Annotated in this window: 17 protein-coding genes and 1 pseudogene; 7 read left to right on the top strand and 11 right to left on the bottom strand. The window is 64.3% G+C overall.

Going from position 1 to position 15943, the window contains the following annotated elements:
* The first annotated feature begins 42 nt into the window (after positions 1-42).
* From KXD97_RS01095 to KXD97_RS01085, 3 genes are all read left to right on the top strand, one after another.
* Positions 43-1065 (top strand): DNA topoisomerase IB, encoded by a 1023-nt coding sequence (locus KXD97_RS01095; protein WP_260755054.1) that lies wholly within the window; start codon positions 43-45, stop codon positions 1063-1065.
* Positions 1066-1133: 68 nt separating this feature from the next.
* Complete coding sequence (locus KXD97_RS01090) at positions 1134-1391, top strand: Rho termination factor N-terminal domain-containing protein (RefSeq protein WP_260755053.1); 258 nt, start codon at positions 1134-1136, stop codon at positions 1389-1391.
* Positions 1392-1396: 5 nt separating this feature from the next.
* Positions 1397-1765 (top strand): hypothetical protein, encoded by a 369-nt coding sequence (locus KXD97_RS01085; RefSeq protein WP_260755052.1) that lies wholly within the window; start codon positions 1397-1399, stop codon positions 1763-1765.
* A 47-nt stretch (positions 1766-1812) separates the two neighbouring features.
* On the opposite strand, the gene KXD97_RS01080 is transcribed toward KXD97_RS01085, so the two are convergent.
* Positions 1813-2007, bottom strand: coding sequence for a hypothetical protein (locus KXD97_RS01080; RefSeq protein WP_396884638.1), 195 nt, complete (start codon positions 2005-2007; stop codon positions 1813-1815).
* Between the two features lie 110 nt (positions 2008-2117).
* Between KXD97_RS01080 and KXD97_RS01075 the strand changes: the two genes are divergently transcribed.
* Both KXD97_RS01075 and KXD97_RS01070 read left to right on the top strand, forming a co-directional pair.
* Entirely contained in the window at positions 2118-2741 is a 624-nt protein-coding gene (locus KXD97_RS01075) for a flavodoxin family protein (RefSeq protein WP_260755050.1), read from the top strand.
* 27 nt (positions 2742-2768) lie between these two features.
* Complete coding sequence (locus tag KXD97_RS01070; RefSeq protein WP_260755049.1) at positions 2769-3080, top strand: DUF308 domain-containing protein; 312 nt, start codon at positions 2769-2771, stop codon at positions 3078-3080.
* A gap of 46 nt (positions 3081-3126) precedes the next feature.
* On the opposite strand, the gene KXD97_RS01065 is transcribed toward KXD97_RS01070, so the two are convergent.
* The 3 genes from KXD97_RS01065 to KXD97_RS01055 all read right to left on the bottom strand — a co-directional run bounded on the left by KXD97_RS01065 (position 3127) and on the right by KXD97_RS01055 (position 7837).
* Entirely contained in the window at positions 3127-4395 is a 1269-nt protein-coding gene (locus tag KXD97_RS01065) for an amidohydrolase (protein ID WP_260755048.1), read from the bottom strand.
* Between the two features lie 392 nt (positions 4396-4787).
* Positions 4788-6013 (bottom strand): IS3 family transposase gene (locus tag KXD97_RS01060; protein ID WP_260757937.1). Its coding sequence is split into 2 segments (ribosomal slippage): positions 4788-5782 and positions 5782-6013, totalling 1227 coding nucleotides; the frame shifts between segments, so codons are not numbered across the junction.
* Positions 6014-6190: 177 nt separating this feature from the next.
* Positions 6191-7837: an IS1634 family transposase gene (locus KXD97_RS01055; protein WP_260755047.1), complete on the bottom strand. Its 1647-nt coding sequence runs from the start codon at positions 7835-7837 to the stop codon at positions 6191-6193.
* Between the two features lie 261 nt (positions 7838-8098).
* On the opposite strand from KXD97_RS01055, the gene KXD97_RS01050 reads away from it, so the two are divergent.
* A complete protein-coding gene (locus KXD97_RS01050) occupies positions 8099-8404 on the top strand; it encodes a hypothetical protein (RefSeq protein ID WP_260755046.1) in 306 nt (101 codons plus the stop codon).
* A gap of 179 nt (positions 8405-8583) precedes the next feature.
* Here the strand turns inward: KXD97_RS01050 and KXD97_RS01045 are convergent, their stop codons facing one another.
* The 7 genes and pseudogenes from KXD97_RS01045 to KXD97_RS01015 all read right to left on the bottom strand — a co-directional run bounded on the left by KXD97_RS01045 (position 8584) and on the right by KXD97_RS01015 (position 15519).
* Positions 8584-11253: a hypothetical protein gene (locus tag KXD97_RS01045; RefSeq protein ID WP_131705518.1), complete on the bottom strand. Its 2670-nt coding sequence runs from the start codon at positions 11251-11253 to the stop codon at positions 8584-8586.
* 47 nt (positions 11254-11300) lie between these two features.
* Positions 11301-11690, bottom strand: coding sequence for a hypothetical protein (locus tag KXD97_RS01040; protein ID WP_024449594.1), 390 nt, complete (start codon positions 11688-11690; stop codon positions 11301-11303).
* A gap of 248 nt (positions 11691-11938) precedes the next feature.
* On the bottom strand, positions 11939-12388 hold the full coding sequence (locus KXD97_RS01035; protein WP_260755045.1) for a hypothetical protein: 450 nt from the start codon (positions 12386-12388) through the stop codon (positions 11939-11941).
* 74 nt (positions 12389-12462) lie between these two features.
* A complete protein-coding gene (istB, locus tag KXD97_RS01030; protein ID WP_260751888.1) occupies positions 12463-13263 on the bottom strand; it encodes an IS21-like element helper ATPase IstB in 801 nt (266 codons plus the stop codon).
* Positions 13260-14788: pseudogene (gene istA, locus KXD97_RS01025) on the bottom strand (IS21 family transposase). Before istA ends, istB begins: the two are co-directional and overlap by 4 nt.
* A gap of 250 nt (positions 14789-15038) precedes the next feature.
* Positions 15039-15377: a DUF3024 domain-containing protein gene (locus KXD97_RS01020; RefSeq protein WP_073683274.1), complete on the bottom strand. Its 339-nt coding sequence runs from the start codon at positions 15375-15377 to the stop codon at positions 15039-15041.
* Positions 15378-15381: 4 nt separating this feature from the next.
* The gene (locus KXD97_RS01015; RefSeq protein WP_260755044.1) at positions 15382-15519 is read right to left on the bottom strand and encodes a hypothetical protein; all 138 of its coding nucleotides are present in this window, start codon (positions 15517-15519) and stop codon (positions 15382-15384) included.
* 6 nt (positions 15520-15525) lie between these two features.
* On the opposite strand from KXD97_RS01015, the gene KXD97_RS01010 reads away from it, so the two are divergent.
* Positions 15526-15687 carry a hypothetical protein gene (locus KXD97_RS01010; protein WP_260755043.1) on the top strand — a complete coding sequence of 54 codons (162 nt, stop codon included), beginning with the start codon at positions 15526-15528 and terminating at the stop codon, positions 15685-15687.
* The last annotated feature ends 256 nt before the right edge of the window (positions 15688-15943 follow it).

Here is a 15943-nt window from a genome sequence, read left to right as displayed (position 1 = left end):
GCGGGTACCCAGGCGGGATAACGCTCCCGAGAGGTGCCTTCCGTGCGGCTGACACGCAGCAAGTTGAACACTCCCGGCATAGTCCGCAGACGCCGCGGCAAGGGCTTTACCTACTACACGCCTGACGGCGAGTTGCTGGCAGACCCGGACACCACGCAACGCATCAAAGAACTCGTTATCCCGCCTGCCTGGAAGCACGTGTGGATCAGCCCGACACCGAGCGGGCACATCCAGGCGGTCGGAACCGACGCCGCCGGGCGGCGCCAGTACCTCTATCACCAGCGATGGCAGCAGGAGCGGGCTGAGGAAAAATTCGACCGGGTGCTGGAGCTGTCGGTGCGCTTGCCGCAATGGCGGGCTCAGATCGCCGACGATCTCGGAAAGCGCGGCCTGCACCGCGAGCGGGTGCTGGCGCTGGCGCTGCAACTGCTCGACCGGGGCTATTTCCGCGCCGGCGGGGAGCAGTACGCCGAGGAACACGAGCACTACGGCCTGGCCACGCTGCTGTGCGAGCACGTCACATTGCGCAACGGCGCGGTGGTGTTCGACTACCCCGCCAAGAGCGGTGTCCAGCGCAGCGTCGAGATCGACGATCCCGAAGTGGTACGGGCGGTGCGTGCGCTGATGCGGCGCGAAGAGCGCTCGGACCGACTGCTGGTGTGTCTCAACGGCTCCAACGGCACCTGGGTCGACGTGCGCGCCGACGATCTCAACGCGCGGTTCAAGGAACTCGTCGGCGACGAGTTCAGCGTGAAGGACCTACGGACCTGGCACGGCACGGTATTGGCGGCCGCGGCGTTCGCCGACGCGAAGCCCCCGACATCCAAGACCGCGATCAAACGGGCCGCTGCCGGAGTGATGAAGGAGGTCTCAGAGGAACTGGGAAACACCCCTGCGGTGGCTCGGGCATCCTACGTAGATCCGCGCGTCGTCGACGGATATGCGCGTGGGTTGACGATCGCGTCGGCGGTGCGCCGGGCGTCCAAGACCTCGGCCCCGGATGAGGCGCAGCTGCTGCTGGAGAAGGCGACCCGGACACTGATTCGACGGGTGGCCAAGAGTTGAGGGGTTTTGTTGCCACGTGGCCGGGGAAGCCTGAGACGAACACATCGTTATCAAGGGAGGCGAGGTTCATGCCGAACTCATCGATCAAGAACGAGAAGATGTATGAGGATCTTCGGCGCGAGGGAAACTCGAAGGAGAAGGCTGCGCGAATCTCGAATGCGGCCGCTGCGCAGGGTAAATCGAAGGTCGGCCGCCGGGGCGGGCAGTCCGGCTCGTACGACGACTGGACGGTTGGCGACCTCAAGAAGCGGGCCAAGGAACTCGGCATCTCCGGCTACTCCCACCTGACCAAGGACAAACTGATCAACCAGCTGCGTAATCACTAGTCGCCATGGCGGTCACTGCTTTCCAGGATCTGCCGCTGGCCGACCGTGATCGCAAGTGGGACGGTGGCGCCGCCGAGAAACGCGTCCGCAGATGGGCCGGCGCCACCGAGGAGCCGAATGCCCCATACCGCGACGCACACATTTGGTACGACCAGGACAATAAGAAGAAATTCACGGCGTACAAGCTGCTGACCGCCGATGTGATCGACGGGGAACTGCGTGCGGTGCCGCGGGCCGTCATGGCCGCCGGCGCGATCATGCAAGGGTCCCGCGGGGGAATTGATCTGCCGGAGAAGGACATAGACCGGGTGAAGAGTCATCTGGCAAAGTACGACGCCAAGATGGGCGAAACCCCTCCATGGGATAAGAAGTAGTAATCCGTCCCGAGCCCGGTCTGAACCGGGTTGACCCGAAGCCGCGGTCAGCCGTCGTTGCTGCGCGCTTCGGCGCCGGACTCACCGGCGTCGAAGTCGTCGTCGCCGCTGGCGCGACCGACGTAGGGACCCTCGCTCGGATCGTCAGTGTCCTTGGCCGCGCGTGAGCCCGCGACCTTGGGGTCGGCCTCGACGTCGGATTCGGCCTTTTCAGAATGGGGTTCGCTCATGCGGTCCGGCATGCCCGCGTCACGGTGGTTCAAAACTCATGGTCGCGCGGGATGACTAGTCGGATCCTGTGACGTCCGCGGCGCAGCCGTTTGGGCGAATTTGCGTCGGGTATGACCACCGCATGTCCGACTCCGCAACACCTGTGCGCGCTCTGGCACTTGTCTGCACTCTCACCCCGAGCCCGGGCGAGAGCAGCAGCGCGTTGATCGCCGAGTACGTCTTTGAGACGCTGCGTGAGCAAGGCGCCGAATGTGAGGCAGTGCGTTGTGTGGACTTCAACATCGCGCCCGGCGTCGAGGCCGACATGGGCGGCAGCGACCAGTGGCCGCAGATCCGCCAGAAGGTCCTGGACGCCGACATCCTGCTGATCAGCACCCCGATCTGGCTGGGGCACCCGTCTTCGGTGACGCAGCGGGTACTGGAGCGCCTGGACGCCGAGTTGTCGAACACCGACGAGCAGGGGCGACCCTCAATGCTCGGCAAGGTCGGCCTTGTCAGCGTCGTCGGCAACGAGGACGGCGCCCACAAGGTTGTCGCGGATGTGTTCCAGGGTCTCAACGACGTGGGTTACACCATCCCCGCGCAGGGGTGCACCTACTGGAACGGACCGGCGATGGAGACCGGTGACTACAAGGATCTCGACGAGGTGCCCGAACAAATTGCCTCGGCCACAGCAGCAGCCGCTCGCAACGCCGTCTACCTCGCGCGGGTGTTGAAGCAGTCGCAGTACCCGCCCTATCAGTGATGGCCGTACGTCAGCGAAAGGAGCATCATGCCTGACACATCACGTGATCCCGTCGATCACGCACGGACCACCCGCCAGCACGCCGGCGAGACCATGAAGGCCGGTACCAACGCCCCGGGCTTGGTCGCCGTCGGACTCGGCGTTCTGAGCTTGGTTGTCGGACTTTTCTCGTTCGCCAACAGCAGCACCGCCACCGGGGTGGTGGCGGTGATCCTCGCCGTGTTGTTCATGGCCGGTGGCCTGCTCTGGCTCAACCGCACACATCACAAAGTGCAAAAGAAGCAGGTGGATTGGCATCAGCAACACCCCGAGGCACATTACGAGCCGCCGACGAGCTGACGCCTCGGCCGCCGAAAGATGGTGAGCACTCGACCGAGTCGGTCTGTCAAGCCCGGCCCAGCCATGCCATTGCCGCGGTCACCAGCGCCGCGGTGCCGGTGTCGAGCGTGGGTTGGATGACGGGCGCGAAGCGTGGGGAGTGGTTCGCCGCGATGTCCTGCTCGACCGTGCCCGCCGCTGCGGCGGCCTGATACTCGTCGGGATCGATACCGCCGATACCCCAGTACGTGTAGGGAGCTCCGAGCGCTGCCGGGATGGCGCTGAAGTCTTCACTGGCGGCGCCCTGCGGCAGCTCCACGCATCGGTCTCCGAATGCGGCGCGGAATGCCTCGCGAACGCGTGCCGTCGCATCGACGTCGTTGTCGGTCAATGGAAATCGGTCGAACAGCTCGAACTCCGGATCCGTCGGAGACCGCGACGCGACGCATTCGGCGGTGACGATCCGCCGGACCGCATCGAGGACGGCCGTGCGGGTGCGGTCGTTGTAGGTCCGGATGTTGAGTTGGAGCACGGCGCGTTCGGGGATCACATTGCTCTTGCTGCCCGCTGCGATGCTGCCGACGGTGAGCACGGCGGGCTCGACAGGGGGGACCTCGCGGGCGACCACGGTCTGCAGGCGCACCACGATCATCGCGGCGAGCACCACCGGGTCGACCGTCGACTGAGGCATCGAACCGTGGCCACCCCGGCCGAAGACCGTGACACGCATGCTGTCGGCCGACGCGAGGAAGGGACCCTCGTGCACACCGACCATCCCGGCGGGTAGCGGCAGTACGTGTTGGCCGAGAGCCACATCGACCTGGGGCAGCAGTTCCGCTAGCCCGTCATCGACCATGCGCTGCGCCCCGTCGCCGGTTTCCTCGGCCGGCTGGAAGAGCGCCACGACGGTGCCCTGCCAGTGGGCGCGACCCTCGGCCAGCAGTCGGGCGGCACCGAGCAGGGCGGCCACGTGGACGTCGTGGCCGCAGGCGTGCATCACCGGGACCTCGTGGCCGTGGTCGTCTCTGCTCGACACGGTGCTCGCGTAGGGCAGCCGGGTTTCCTCAAGGACGGGCAGTGCGTCCATGTCGGCGCGCAGTAACACTGTGGGGCCGGATCCGTTGCCGAGCGTCCCGACCACACCGGTGCCGCCGACACCGTCGTGAACGTGATAGCCGGCGGCGTTGAGCGCCTCGGACACCCGCTGTGCGGTTCGGTGCTCCTGATGTGACAGTTCGGGGTGGCGGTGCAGGTCGCGGTAGCAGTCCTCCTGCCAACCGCGGATTCCCGCCAGGCCCTGCAGCACGGCATCGGCTGCGGTTGACGAAGTGGGCATCTTGGCTCCTACATATCGATGGCAGCGGGATTGCCTCGCCCGCGCGCAGGCAAACCGCGCCGGACCGCCCGGTGAGCACCTCGCGGTGATCGAGGGACCCGTCCCCAGTGCGGGCGGCGGACCGCTAGGGTCACCTCTGAACGTCGGGGGCCGGCTGGGTGGGCCCCTGAGGTGGGATGCCCCCATAGCCCAATTGGCAGAGGCAGCGGACTTAAAATCCTCTGAACTGGGCGTTTGTTGTGTTTGCCAGTTCTGGAATCCGTCGGGAGATATGCCTTTAGCTGCGGATACGGTGTTGGCTGCGTTGGCCGGAGCTGAGTCTAAACGAAAGCACTGCGGTACCTACTGCGGTATGAGGGGTATGATCCACCCCGGCATGTCGGGAGGTTCTCTTATCTGAGTGCCTCCTCGGTATGAGGGTGCCGTTGGCGATGGTAATAGAGGGCTTCGGCCCGGTCCGGAGTCAGGTCCTGGCAGTAGCCATTCGGTCGCTGCCGGTTGTAGAAAGCCACCCATTCGGCGGTTGCCAGCGAGAGGTCGGCGGCACCGGGATACGGCGGCTGGTGGTCGATGAGTTCGGTCTTGTAGCTGCTGTTCACCGATTCGGCCAAGGCGTTGTCGAAGCTATCGCCCACCGATCCGACTGAGGGCAGGATCCCTTCAGCGGCCAAGTGTTCAGTGAACGCTACCGCCGTATATTGAGAGCCCGCATCGCTGTGATGGATCAGATCATCCAAAAATGTTGCACCAGAACGCTTCCTGGTATCTATGGCGTGGTTGATCGCATCGGTCACCAGCTTCTGGGTCATCTCGGTGGCCACCTTCCAGCCTACGATCTTGCGGGCGTAGACGTCGGTCACGAACGCTGTGTAGGCCCAGCCGGCACGGGTCCGGCAGTACGTGAAATCGGCCACCCACAAACGGTCCGGCGCGCCGGCGACGAAATGCCGCGCGACCCGATCCGGAGCTCGCGTTGCTGCCGGATCAGCAATGGTGGTGCGCACCCGGCGGCGCTTGCACGCACCCCGCCAACCCATCTCCCGCATGACCCGCTCCACAACACACCGTGAGACATCGAGTCCGTTGGTACGCAACACAATCCACGTCTTACGGGCACCCAGAACCGCGAACAGCTTGTTGGATCGGCGCAGCCGCCAGATGGCGTCGATCACCTGCGCATCAGTCCAGTCCGCCTTCGAGGGGCCACGGCGGGCGCGGTGGGCGTAATACGTCGACGGGGCGATCACGACGCCGAACTCCGAGAGCACGGCGCACATCGACTCGACACCCCACTTGAGACCATCAGCGCCCACACGCATGTGCTGGTGGGCGCTGATGAACTCCACGACTACTGAGACGGCCGGTCGAGCTCGGCAGCGAAGAAAACCGACGCCGCCTTCAAAATCGCGTTGGCCCGCTTGAGTTCGGCGTTCTCCCGGCGCAGCTTGCGCAGGACCTCGGATTCCTCGCTGGTCTGCCCAGCCCGATCTCCGGCGTCGATCTCGGCCTGGCGGACCCATTTGCGCACCGTCTCGGCGGTACCGACGCCCAGCAGATCAGCAACCCGGCCCATCGCCTCCCACTCCGAGACCGTGTCGCTGCGCAGATCGGCCACCATCTGCACCGCTCGCGCCTTCAGCTCGTCTGGATACCGCTTCGATGACTTCGTTCCCACGTGCCCATCCTTCCCAACAGAAGAACTCTCCGGACACGCCGGGGCGGATCAGTAGAAGTTCGTGATCCTGAGCATGTCCTCCGTCAGCTGGCACAGAGAACCCGAGTTGGGTCATTTGGCTTAGTGCCTTGAATTCTCGGCGTTCAGTGCGTTGAGGATTGCGTTGACCTCGGTGTTTAGGGCTGGCGGGTAGGTGGCGATGACGCCGTTGAGGTCGATGGTGGCTGATCGCAGGGGTTTGAGGGTGCGTAGGAATCGGCGCAGTGACAGGCCGGTGCGGGTCTGGACTTCGCGGCTGACGGCCAGGGCGGTGAACACGATGGTCAGGTGGGCTTCGATGGCGTCGCGGGCGCGGGCGAACATGGGCCGGGCAGCGAGGTCGGATTTGGACATCCGGAAGGACGCCTCGACGTGCCAGAGGTCGTGGTAGCTGGCGATCACTTCGGTCGCGGGCATCAGTGCGGCGTCGATGTTGGTGACGTAGCCCTTGAGCCCGACCAAGCGGCGGGCGCGCTGCAACGACGCCTCGTCAAATTCTTGGGAACCGTTGCAGTTCTTGATGAACCGCGGTACCCGCGCGGCTTTCTCGCCGGCGACGACCGCGCGGGCCTTGTTCTCCTGCAGGTTGAGCGTCTTGGTGTCGCGCACCGCGCGTTTGGTCGAGTACGCCCACACCGCCCGCCAGGACTTGGTGTGGGTCGCCGGATCCCAGACGGGCTCGGCTTTGCGCTTGGGGTCGCTGGTCTTGGTCGCGGTGCCGCGTCGATCGCGTGGGGTGATGGTGTCGATGATCTGGCCATCGGTGAAGAAGTCGCCGTGCCAATGGAAGTGCGAGGCCAGATCGTTGGGCGCTTTGGTAACCCTCGATCCGACGATGAACCGCAACCCTGCCTCATCAAGTTCGCGCAGATTGCCGCTGGCCAGCATGCCCGCATCAGCGACGACGACAATGTCGGTGATCTCGTGGCGGGCTTGGAATGCCTTCACGATCGGCACGATCGTCAGAGTTTCGGCCTTGTTTCCTTCGAAACAGCCGATTTCCAAGGGGAATCCGCACCGATCGACCAGCAGCCCGACCACGATCTGCGGGTCCACTCGGCGTTCCTTGGAGTACCCCACGCGGCGTAGGTCGTCTTCCTTGTCGGCCTCGAAATACAGGGTCGTGACGTCGTAAAGCACCAGGCTGACATCACCGGCGGTGCGGGCGTGGGCGAAACACGCTGCGGCGATCTGGTCGCGGTAACCACCACCGCGGGCACGGCGCAGGGTGCGCTTGCGGGTCGACAGTGACGCTGAGGTACGTCCCAGCTCGGCGAGGACCCGATCGGCGTCGAGCAGGCTGGTCGGCTCGACCACCCGGGCGATGACCAGGTCACGGAAGACCTCATCGCCGACCGCGTCGTCGAACCCCAGGCTGGCATACACCTGCGCCAGGGCGTCATACAGCAGCCCGCTGCAGCTCTTGAGCACCCGCGGCCGCACCACCAACTCCCGTACTGCGGATTCTCCACCATCCTCGGTGAACAGCATGCCAGCTGGCGGTGGAACCATATGGGCCCGAACGGCTTTCGGCGTGATCCCCAGATCCAACTCGCCTTGGGTGTCATCGGCCAACAGCCGGCGGGCCTCCTCGAGCAGCAGACCCAGCTCGGCGTCATCACGCGCAGAGCCCACATGGCGCACGATCCGGCGGCGGCCATCGACGGATTCGGCGATCTGGACCGCGGTCGCGCCCGAGGCCGTGCGCACCCGCCGAATCCACACCATCCAGGCAGCCTACTGACCCAAATTAGTGCCTAGCAGGGGCACTAAGCGGAGACATCACCCCAGCTCAAGGCACCGCCACCCTACAAAACTGACCAAAGTGACCCAACTCAGGTCTGAACTGGGCGTTTGTTGTGTTTGCCAGTTCTGGAATCCGTCGGGAGATATGCCTTTAGCTGCGGATACGGTGTTGGCTGCGTTGGCCGGAGCTGAGTCTAAACGAAAGCACTGCGGTACCTACTGCGGTATGAGGGGTAGAAGTTCGTGATCCTGAGCATGTCCTCCGTCAGCTGGCACAGAGAAAAAGCAGTTACGAACGAGCCGAGTAAAAATTGCAGCGCTGACGTTATCGAACGTCGGGTGCGACACCCTGTGAGGGGGTTCGCCGCGTTCGGGCAGGCGGCGGACGTTGGGCGGGACGCGTTCGATTATGCGAGCGAACGCAACAGTGAAGAGATCAAGCGGCGCGATGCTCCGTTGAGCACGGCGGTCGCCCCGCGTGGTTCTAACGGCTGCAACGATGGTGGTGGCGACCTGCTCGGCGGCATCGGAACGCTGCGCCGGCCGTAGGATTTTCGCTGAGTGCCGTCTGCCTCGCGTATTCAATTTCAGCATTCTTGCTGTCGTATCTGTGGACGCCGGTAATTGTTGTGTGTCTCTTCGAGGTCGCCGTAGGCGGTTGCTGCCGAGGGTAATACGATGACGCTGATTGACACGTATTTCAGCGCCTTGCGAGCTACTGCCGTTGTTCATCTGTCGGTGCTGCGGTTATTCGACAGTGTGCGAACTGACCACCGCGGGTCTTGGGCAAGAGTGATTCGCGCGATGGAGTCGGCACGGTTCGGTGACGAACTCAGGGCCCGGGCGAGAGCTTTTCTGACTCGGACATCGGGGTCGCGGCTCAATGCAATACCAACCTCGTCCGGCAACGTTGTCGATTCGACCCACAACATGGCCGCGAGACTTTTCAGGGTCCAACTTCCCTGAGCAAGCAGGCCGACACTTCCGTCAAGCTGAGACTGGACGAGCTGCAAGGTTTTCGTGACTCTGTAGTCTTCGTCCGTTCCGACACCAACGAGACGGAGAGCTGCATCTCGTACCCGCTGTTTCTCCTCGACTGTGTCTGCGAGCCTGCCTGCTAGATACACCGCCGCCGGTCTGCAGTCACTGCCGTCATTGACCCTCATTGCGCTCAAAGGACTGCTCATGGACGCTTGAAAAGCGTCGGCCTTCGAATGAGGCATGTCCGAAGCGAACGACAGCGCCTTCGTGAAGTATGTGCGGCGGGTATCCCCGGGAATTCCGTTAACGAGATTGCTGGCGGCGCGGAGGTAATCGTCGCGATTCGTGGCCGGTTCCCACGAGGACTCTGCCTTCTTAAAAAGCATCTCGATGCAGCTGATGCGTTCTGGCTCAGAAAGGGACGCGGCAAGCAGCGAGTCGTTGACTGCCCCAGTTCCGACGCCAAAACCATTTGGACCGCTCTTCGCAGGTTGACACAATCGTTGTGCAGCAGCTTGCGCAGCATCGGTCGTCGTGTCGGCGGGGTCTTGCCACGCGAGGAAAGCTGCAGCGTCGAGGTGGGTACCTTCCGCCATCTCATGGAGTCGATCGCGGACTTGGTCGAAGTTGGCCGCTAACGCTCTGCGAGCCGAATCGCCAAACGCGTGAGAGGCCCTCCCGTAGAGACCGATTAGTTGCTCAACGGCGGCGCCACGGAGCTCGCCGGTGTGTGTCTGAGCTATGCCGGCCGCGATGAGAACGTGGCTTTCGTCAGTGGGACGGTAGTGGTGCTTCTCGCACTCGACAAACCCAGATAGCAGCTTGAGGACGGTTTCCGCGTCACAGGCGGTAAGACGTTCAGACACGGCGGCCAGAAGGCCGTAGGCAGATCGGCGCATCTGAGGACTGAAGACGGGAGAGTCGAGCCGTGCACCCGAAGCGACGTCATCAATTGTCGATAGCGCCTGCGCTACGACGGAATTGAGATCGTTGTCAGGGATGAGATCGGCTTGCTGAGTTGTGAATTCGAGTGCGGATGCGCACACCCACGATAGTGGACTCTTGATGAGCTCAGTAACATCGTGGTAGGTGTCGCCAAAAGCTTTGGCAACGTCCCGAGATTCCTTATAGTTGCCGGCGCCGATGGTGTAGAAGGCAGCGAGGGGCAACTCACCGCACGCGAGGTAATGAGCTCCGAGTAGCCCGCGAGCGTCTCTTTCGTCAAAGAAGGACGCTGACCGTATTCCCTCAAGTAGATGCCGTCTTAGATTGATGGCGGCGATACGCGGGCTATTGAAATGCAAAGCTGCTAGCCCAAGTTCGCGAACGCTCTCAGCCCCAGCCACGATACGGGCTTTGGATGGCATGTTCAGCAGCGCCTGAGCGAGAGGGTGCCACTTGTCGTCGGCCAACACACCGAAGCGGTTCGCAACGAACCGCTGACTCAAGAGCCAGTCGGCAGCGTCCGTGTAGCGCTCCGACAGACATGCCTCATTGACTGCTGCGCGCCAGTCCCGGTCGGCTTCAATTGGCACGGCCTGCAGTAGCTTGTGGCGCGCATGTCGCGCGAGCACCAATGCCTTGAGGTTTCTCGCTATTCCAGAACTTGCCGCGTGGAGCAGGTCGCCCCATTCTCCCGTCGCATCCGCAGATGCCAGTCTCAAACGAAGCGCGATTTCCGGGAGGGTATGCGCGATCTCGTCCGCGGCCGTCGTGATCACTTGGCGGTTATTCACGATCCAGGCCAGGTTGTCGTCGCCTAGCGCGCTCTCTGCTGCGAACAAGACGGTCCGTGCACGGTCTTCCGCATCGACCAGTGATATTGCCTCGGAGGGGATTTCGATTGGTAACGGCACAGGAGTTTGCAGGTGATCTGAGACGAATTCGGCGATCTCGACCGCAGCACCCAGGCGCGCAGTTAGGGGTTCTTCTGAGCCTTTCGGGAAATCGGGAAAACCCGCCAGATTCCTTAACGCCCCGAGCACCCGATCGGCGCGCATTGAGCTTCCAGAGATGTCGGCTTCCCATAGCGATTGCAGCATCAGCCGGACGGCGGTGTCTTCCTCCCCGGTACTGACGCACAGGGCCGCGACCCGATGGTCGAATTCTGCAGCGTGAATCGGGAAACCAGCAGCCACTAAACGTCTTTGAACCTCGCGGAAAAGCTCGAGCGCCGCACGTGGGTCGTCGGCAGCGAGCTGATTCGCTCTGTCGAGCAGGCCCTGGGCTTCAGTGCTGGCGAGAGGCCCGAGTGATACGGCATCTGCAGTGTCAAGGGGGCTCGGCCCAACTGCCTCTGCACTGGAGGAGCTGGGGGCCGGCACATGGAAATTCATATGCACCGTGCGTGCTTCGACATTCAGAGTGCCGAGAGATCCCACTTGGCCGATCGCGACGGAGTGGTCGTTGGCCGCCACTCCTTGCTGCTGCGCTTCTGATCCTTCCGATGGGGAGGTCACAAACGTCAGCGGTTCTTGGGATCGTCGCCCGTGGGTCGCTGCCCTCCAAGCGTGATGTCGCCGATTTTGTCCACGCGGTTTGCAGCGAAGGATCCGTTGTCGGCTGAAATATTCTGTCCTTTGTCACCGGCTGACTGCTGCGTTATCGCGCTACCGCCTGACACCGGGCCCTCCACCTTGTTGCTAGGGTCATCGCGGCCAGCGTCGTTTTCAGGCGCGCGCTGCACCAACACCGCACAACCGATTGCGCCAATGAGAGCGACGACGAGGAGTAACCACCACCACCAGGCCGGCGTCGAAGTGACCTTGTTGATGGCGAACGCCTCCGCGGCTCCGAACCCAACGACAGCAATCGCCGGCGCAGGTCGACGGCGGATCTTCGTTGTGACTGACATGGAGCTCGCCTTTCGTCGCGCGCACGCGTTCTGCTGCTTACGTCACAAACAGGCTAGCGTGTGACCCGTTGGCCGAAATGTACTGGTTGACGCGCTAGTGTTGGCAAACGCCCAAAGGAGGGGTGGGCAACATTCGCATCAAACGGAGCATCTGTGACGTTCAATTGCGGATCGCAACGCTCTCGCAAGTGTGAAGGGCGTGCTGATCGGTACGCGGCCGGTATCTGTCGTTGCGCGGGCGGGGACCCTCAGCGGTAGGCGGCCGCGTTGTCGACCTTCAGCCACCGTTCGGCGCGGGCAACGCTGAGGAGCGAAGGCATCGTCGTGTGATCAAGAGCCTCGGTCTTGCCTGGCCGCTCCGCCGGTGGTGCTGCCACTCGGAGCCGATTGAGTTCGGCCAATTCGGCGTCGGTCGTGTCGCCGGTGACGGGGCGGTTTGTCAGCCAGCCGAAGCGAGCGATCTGTTCAGCCGCGCGGAGGACCGTACGTCGTCGCCCCGCCGAGAGCTGTCCGAGAACGAGCGTTAATTCCGGCAGGAGTTCGGAGACGACGGCTCCTGATGCGACGGACCATAGGGCCAGTGCCCATTCCGCTTGGCCTAGGTCGCCGTCGTCGATGACCTCCAGCTGTTCCCGCCACCAGCCGGGATTGCGTGAGTGCGTGGTGGTCTGAGCAAGGAGCTCGGTCGGGTGGCTCATGGCAATGTCAACTTGTTGCGTTTCGTCAAGTGATTTGGCCCCACCGTCGTCATGAATTTTGGCCCCAGCTTGGGTCAGTCGGCGCGTTTGGCTCGGGTGGCGGTTTTGCTGGTGCGTAGTCGGTAGGACTTGGTGCCGGTTTCGAGGATGTGGGCGTTGAAGGTGACGCGGTCGACGATGGCAGCAACGAGGCGGGGGTCGGGGAAGACGGTGCCCCACTCGCTGAACGGCAGGTTGGTGGCAATCGCCACGGACGCGCGTTCTTCGCGTTCGGTGATGATCTGGAACAGCAGTTCTGCTCCGCGAGGGTCGATTTGGACGTATCCGAGTTCATCGAGACAGAGCAGATCCAGGCGTCCGTAGCGGGCAACGACCCGGGACAGGATGCGCTCGTCGGCGGCTTCGACGAGTTCGTTGACCAGTTGCGCGGTGGTGACGTATCGGACTCGACGGCCCTGCTCGCAGGCCGCCAGCCCCAGCCCGATGAGCAGATGCGATTTGCCGGTTCCGGAGTCCCCGAGCAGCACAACCGGCTCGCCGGCATCCATGTAATGCCCGGCGGCCAGCTGCCCCAGCAGCGCCGGGGTGATGCCGGGTACGGCGTCAATGTTGAACTCCGCCAACCGTTTCAGCCGCGGGAACTTGGCGTCGTTGATGCGCCGGGCGCGGCGCCGTTCAGTGCGGTCGTCGACTTCGGCGGCCAGCACCTCGGCGAGGTAGCGCAGATGGGTGTGGCGTTCCCGGTCGGCGATCTCGGCCAGGCGGGCGGCTTCGGTGCGCACCGTGGGCAGGTGCAGTTCGCGTGCCGCGGCGCCGATGGAGGCTTGCGCGGCGGCATCAGCGGTCGCCGGCTTGGTGGTGGCGGTGGTGGTCATGAGTCACTTCCGGTCAGCAGGTCGTCGTAGTCGGTCAGCGAGGGTGCGGGCCGGTCGTAGCGGGCCAGGGCACCGATCGCAGCGATCGGCGCCTGCGGGGTGGTGTCGCGGCGGGCTTCGATGATCACCGCCTCGGGATCCAGGCATCCGGAGGTGACCGCGCGGTCCATCGCGGTGATCAGCGCGGCCGTCGGCAGGCTGCGGTGCGCCAGCAGCACGGTGATCAGAGCGCGGGTGCCCTTGGCGTCGCCGCGGGCGGTGCGGGCGGCATCCCAGTACCGCTGATGGCTGGTGGTGAACACGCCGCGGGCCTTGGCCTGGGCCAGGGCGGTCGCCCCGGGCAGCGCCCCAGGTTTGGTGGCCAGGACCTCCAGGTAGTGGTCCAGGGCGAGGACTTCGACGTAGCGTCCGGCGGCACGTTCGTGGCGGGCCACCAACCGGGGACCGTCATAGATCTCGACGCTGCGGGCGGCCAGACGCACCGGTAGACGCCGCCCGGCGTAGCGGGCCGGCACGGAGTAGAAGCATTGCCGCACAGACACTCTGGCCCGATTATCAACCCGCGCGTGCAGCAGCCTCGCGCAGTCGAACCCCTCAGCCGGCAGCCCCATCAACGCAGCGGCCTCGGCGGCGAACGCCGCCCCGACAGTGATCGGGCGCCCGGTAATCACCCGGTCGTCGTCGAGGACGTCGGCAGCGGCGATCACCTCGTTGAGCTCGGCCAGGAGGCGACCGTGGGGACCGGGACGAGGTGGCGTCGCCGGAACCGGCCGATCTCACCTTCCACACCGCCCTTCTCATGCGCTCCCTCGACGCCTGGGCGGCAGAAGAACGAGTCGAACCCGTAGTGACTGCGCAGCGCGGTGAACCGTTCAGACTCGGTACGGTCGCGACCTTTGAGGACCCGGATCACCGCCGGTTTGAGGTTGTCATACCGGATCCGGGCCGGCACCCCACCGAAGTACTCGAACGCCAGGACGTGGCCCTCCAGGAACGCCTCCTGGGCCTGGGTGGCGAACGCGACGTGAAATGCTTTGCCCGAGTGGGACAGTCGCATCACGAACATCCAGCACTTCACCACCAGACCGGCGATCGTGGCGTAGAACTCACCGAAATCGACCTCCGCCTCGGCACCGGCCTCATGGGCCTGCGGGACCGACACCTCCTGCTGGTCCAGGCCCAACTCGACCCGCCGACGCGCGACATACCGCGACACCGTCACCTCCGCACACGTAGCCCCATGCTCGGCGACCAGACGCTGCCAGATCCGCCGAGCGGTGTGGCGTTGCTTGCGCGGAGCCTGCTTGTCGGCGATCAGCCAGGCGTCGATCACCGACACCCACTCATCGATCGCCGGCCGGGGCCGCGCCGGATAGGCCTTGCGCGGCGGGGGCACCGCATCAGCGAGTGCCTGGCGCACCGTCCGCCGATGGGTGCCATGGCGATCTGCTAACTCACGGATCGACAAGCCCTCGCGCCGCCGGTCCTTCCTGATCTTCTCGAACAGCTCCACGCGTGACCGCATCCTGACCGACCTCCCTGACGACCGCCAGGGACGACGGTGCGACAGGAAAGATCTGAACGAGGGTGGGGCCAAAATTCGTGACGACACACCGCCCCACCCGGCCGGAAACGCTCACCCACCCACCGGGGCCAAAATTGGTGACGAACACCGACCAAAGTGGGGCCAAGTCAGGTGACCACACTCAACTTGTAGTGGCCCCACTGTGACGGCCAGTTTCGGCCCCACTTCGCGGTGCGTTGGGGGTTGGCGTTTAGCCCCAGAAGATGCCTGAGGGGTTGTGGTCGATTTCGGTGAGCACATCGTGGATGTGCGGTGTGGGGTCGATCATGTCGTAGCGGTGAAATTTGAGGTGTCGGTCTCGCCAGTACAGGGTCCAGGTGTTGGTGGTGGCGGTGTAGCGCAGTCGTGCGATCGGGAAACTGGTCCAGTCCGGACCGTAGTCTGCGCGCCACGGCGCTCGTCGTTCGACGATGGTCAGGTGCCGGGCAGCGACGTCGCATTCGACGCGGACTTGGTGACGCGCATGTTCGGGCACTCTGGCCGCGCACCACTGTTGCACGCGTGCGACATCGAGTTCGGGTAGGGCCATCGGGTCACCACCGGGGCGAGTTGGTGGCGGCGGTCAAGGTGTCGTAAGCGGTGTCGAGTTGGCGTTTACGGCGGCGGTTGGGTTCATGATTGGACTCGGCAGCCACCGCATCGATCAGATCATCGAGTTCGTCGCCGGTCATCGTGAGGTGAAGCTCGCCACCGTGGGCGAACACCGCGAAAACCGCTCTCTGACAGTCGCTGTCGAGGAAGGGCAGGGTGCGCAGGATCGCTGCGGTGTCAGCGTCGATGGGAATGTCGCGCAGCGGTTGGGCTGCGGTCAGTTGCTGGCGACGCAGATCGTAGATTGATGCTGCCCAGTTGCTGATGGTGCCGTCGTCGCCACAGTGGCTGCATTGCCAGCCGATGGGTTGCTCAGCATCGCCGCGGACGACCGTGATGCGGCCCGGGCAGCGGCGGTTGGCGGGTCGGCGCCGACACGGCAGCGCGGTTTCCCACCGGGTGTGAGCGTCGCCGGCCGATGCTGCGGAAACGATGCTGCCCAGGTGCTCGGCGAGCGCACGGGCCGGCCCGGGGTCTCGGGGCCCACGTCGAGGAAGTGCTGCA

The organism is Mycobacterium sp. SMC-8 (assembly GCF_025263565.1).
In the GTDB taxonomy this organism is placed as follows: Bacteria; Actinomycetota; Actinomycetes; order Mycobacteriales; family Mycobacteriaceae; genus Mycobacterium.
The sequence above is the reverse complement of the archived record's forward strand: the minus strand, read 5'-3'. Positions and strand labels throughout refer to the sequence as shown.

Bases quoted from the DNA above. Each gene is read 5' to 3' on its own strand.
- KXD97_RS01090 (WP_260755053.1), top strand. From the start codon at position 1,134: ATGCCGAACTCATCGATCAAGAACGAGAAGATGTATGAGGATCTTCGG.
- KXD97_RS01085 (WP_260755052.1), top strand. From the start codon at position 1,397: ATGGCGGTCACTGCTTTCCAGGATCTGCCGCTGGCCGACCGTGATCGC.
- KXD97_RS01080 (WP_396884638.1), bottom strand. From the start codon at position 2,007: ATGCCGGACCGCATGAGCGAACCCCATTCTGAAAAGGCCGAATCCGAC.
- KXD97_RS01075 (WP_260755050.1), top strand. From the start codon at position 2,118: ATGTCCGACTCCGCAACACCTGTGCGCGCTCTGGCACTTGTCTGCACT.
- KXD97_RS01070 (WP_260755049.1), top strand. From the start codon at position 2,769: ATGCCTGACACATCACGTGATCCCGTCGATCACGCACGGACCACCCGC.
- KXD97_RS01065 (WP_260755048.1), bottom strand. From the start codon at position 4,395: ATGCCCACTTCGTCAACCGCAGCCGATGCCGTGCTGCAGGGCCTGGCG.
- KXD97_RS01055 (WP_260755047.1), bottom strand. From the start codon at position 7,837: ATGGTGTGGATTCGGCGGGTGCGCACGGCCTCGGGCGCGACCGCGGTC.
- KXD97_RS01040 (WP_024449594.1), bottom strand. From the start codon at position 11,690: ATGTCAGTCACAACGAAGATCCGCCGTCGACCTGCGCCGGCGATTGCT.
- KXD97_RS01035 (WP_260755045.1), bottom strand. From the start codon at position 12,388: ATGAGCCACCCGACCGAGCTCCTTGCTCAGACCACCACGCACTCACGC.
- istB (WP_260751888.1), bottom strand. From the start codon at position 13,263: ATGACCACCACCGCCACCACCAAGCCGGCGACCGCTGATGCCGCCGCG.
- KXD97_RS01020 (WP_073683274.1), bottom strand. From the start codon at position 15,377: ATGGCCCTACCCGAACTCGATGTCGCACGCGTGCAACAGTGGTGCGCG.
- KXD97_RS01015 (WP_260755044.1), bottom strand. From the start codon at position 15,519: ATGACCGGCGACGAACTCGATGATCTGATCGATGCGGTGGCTGCCGAG.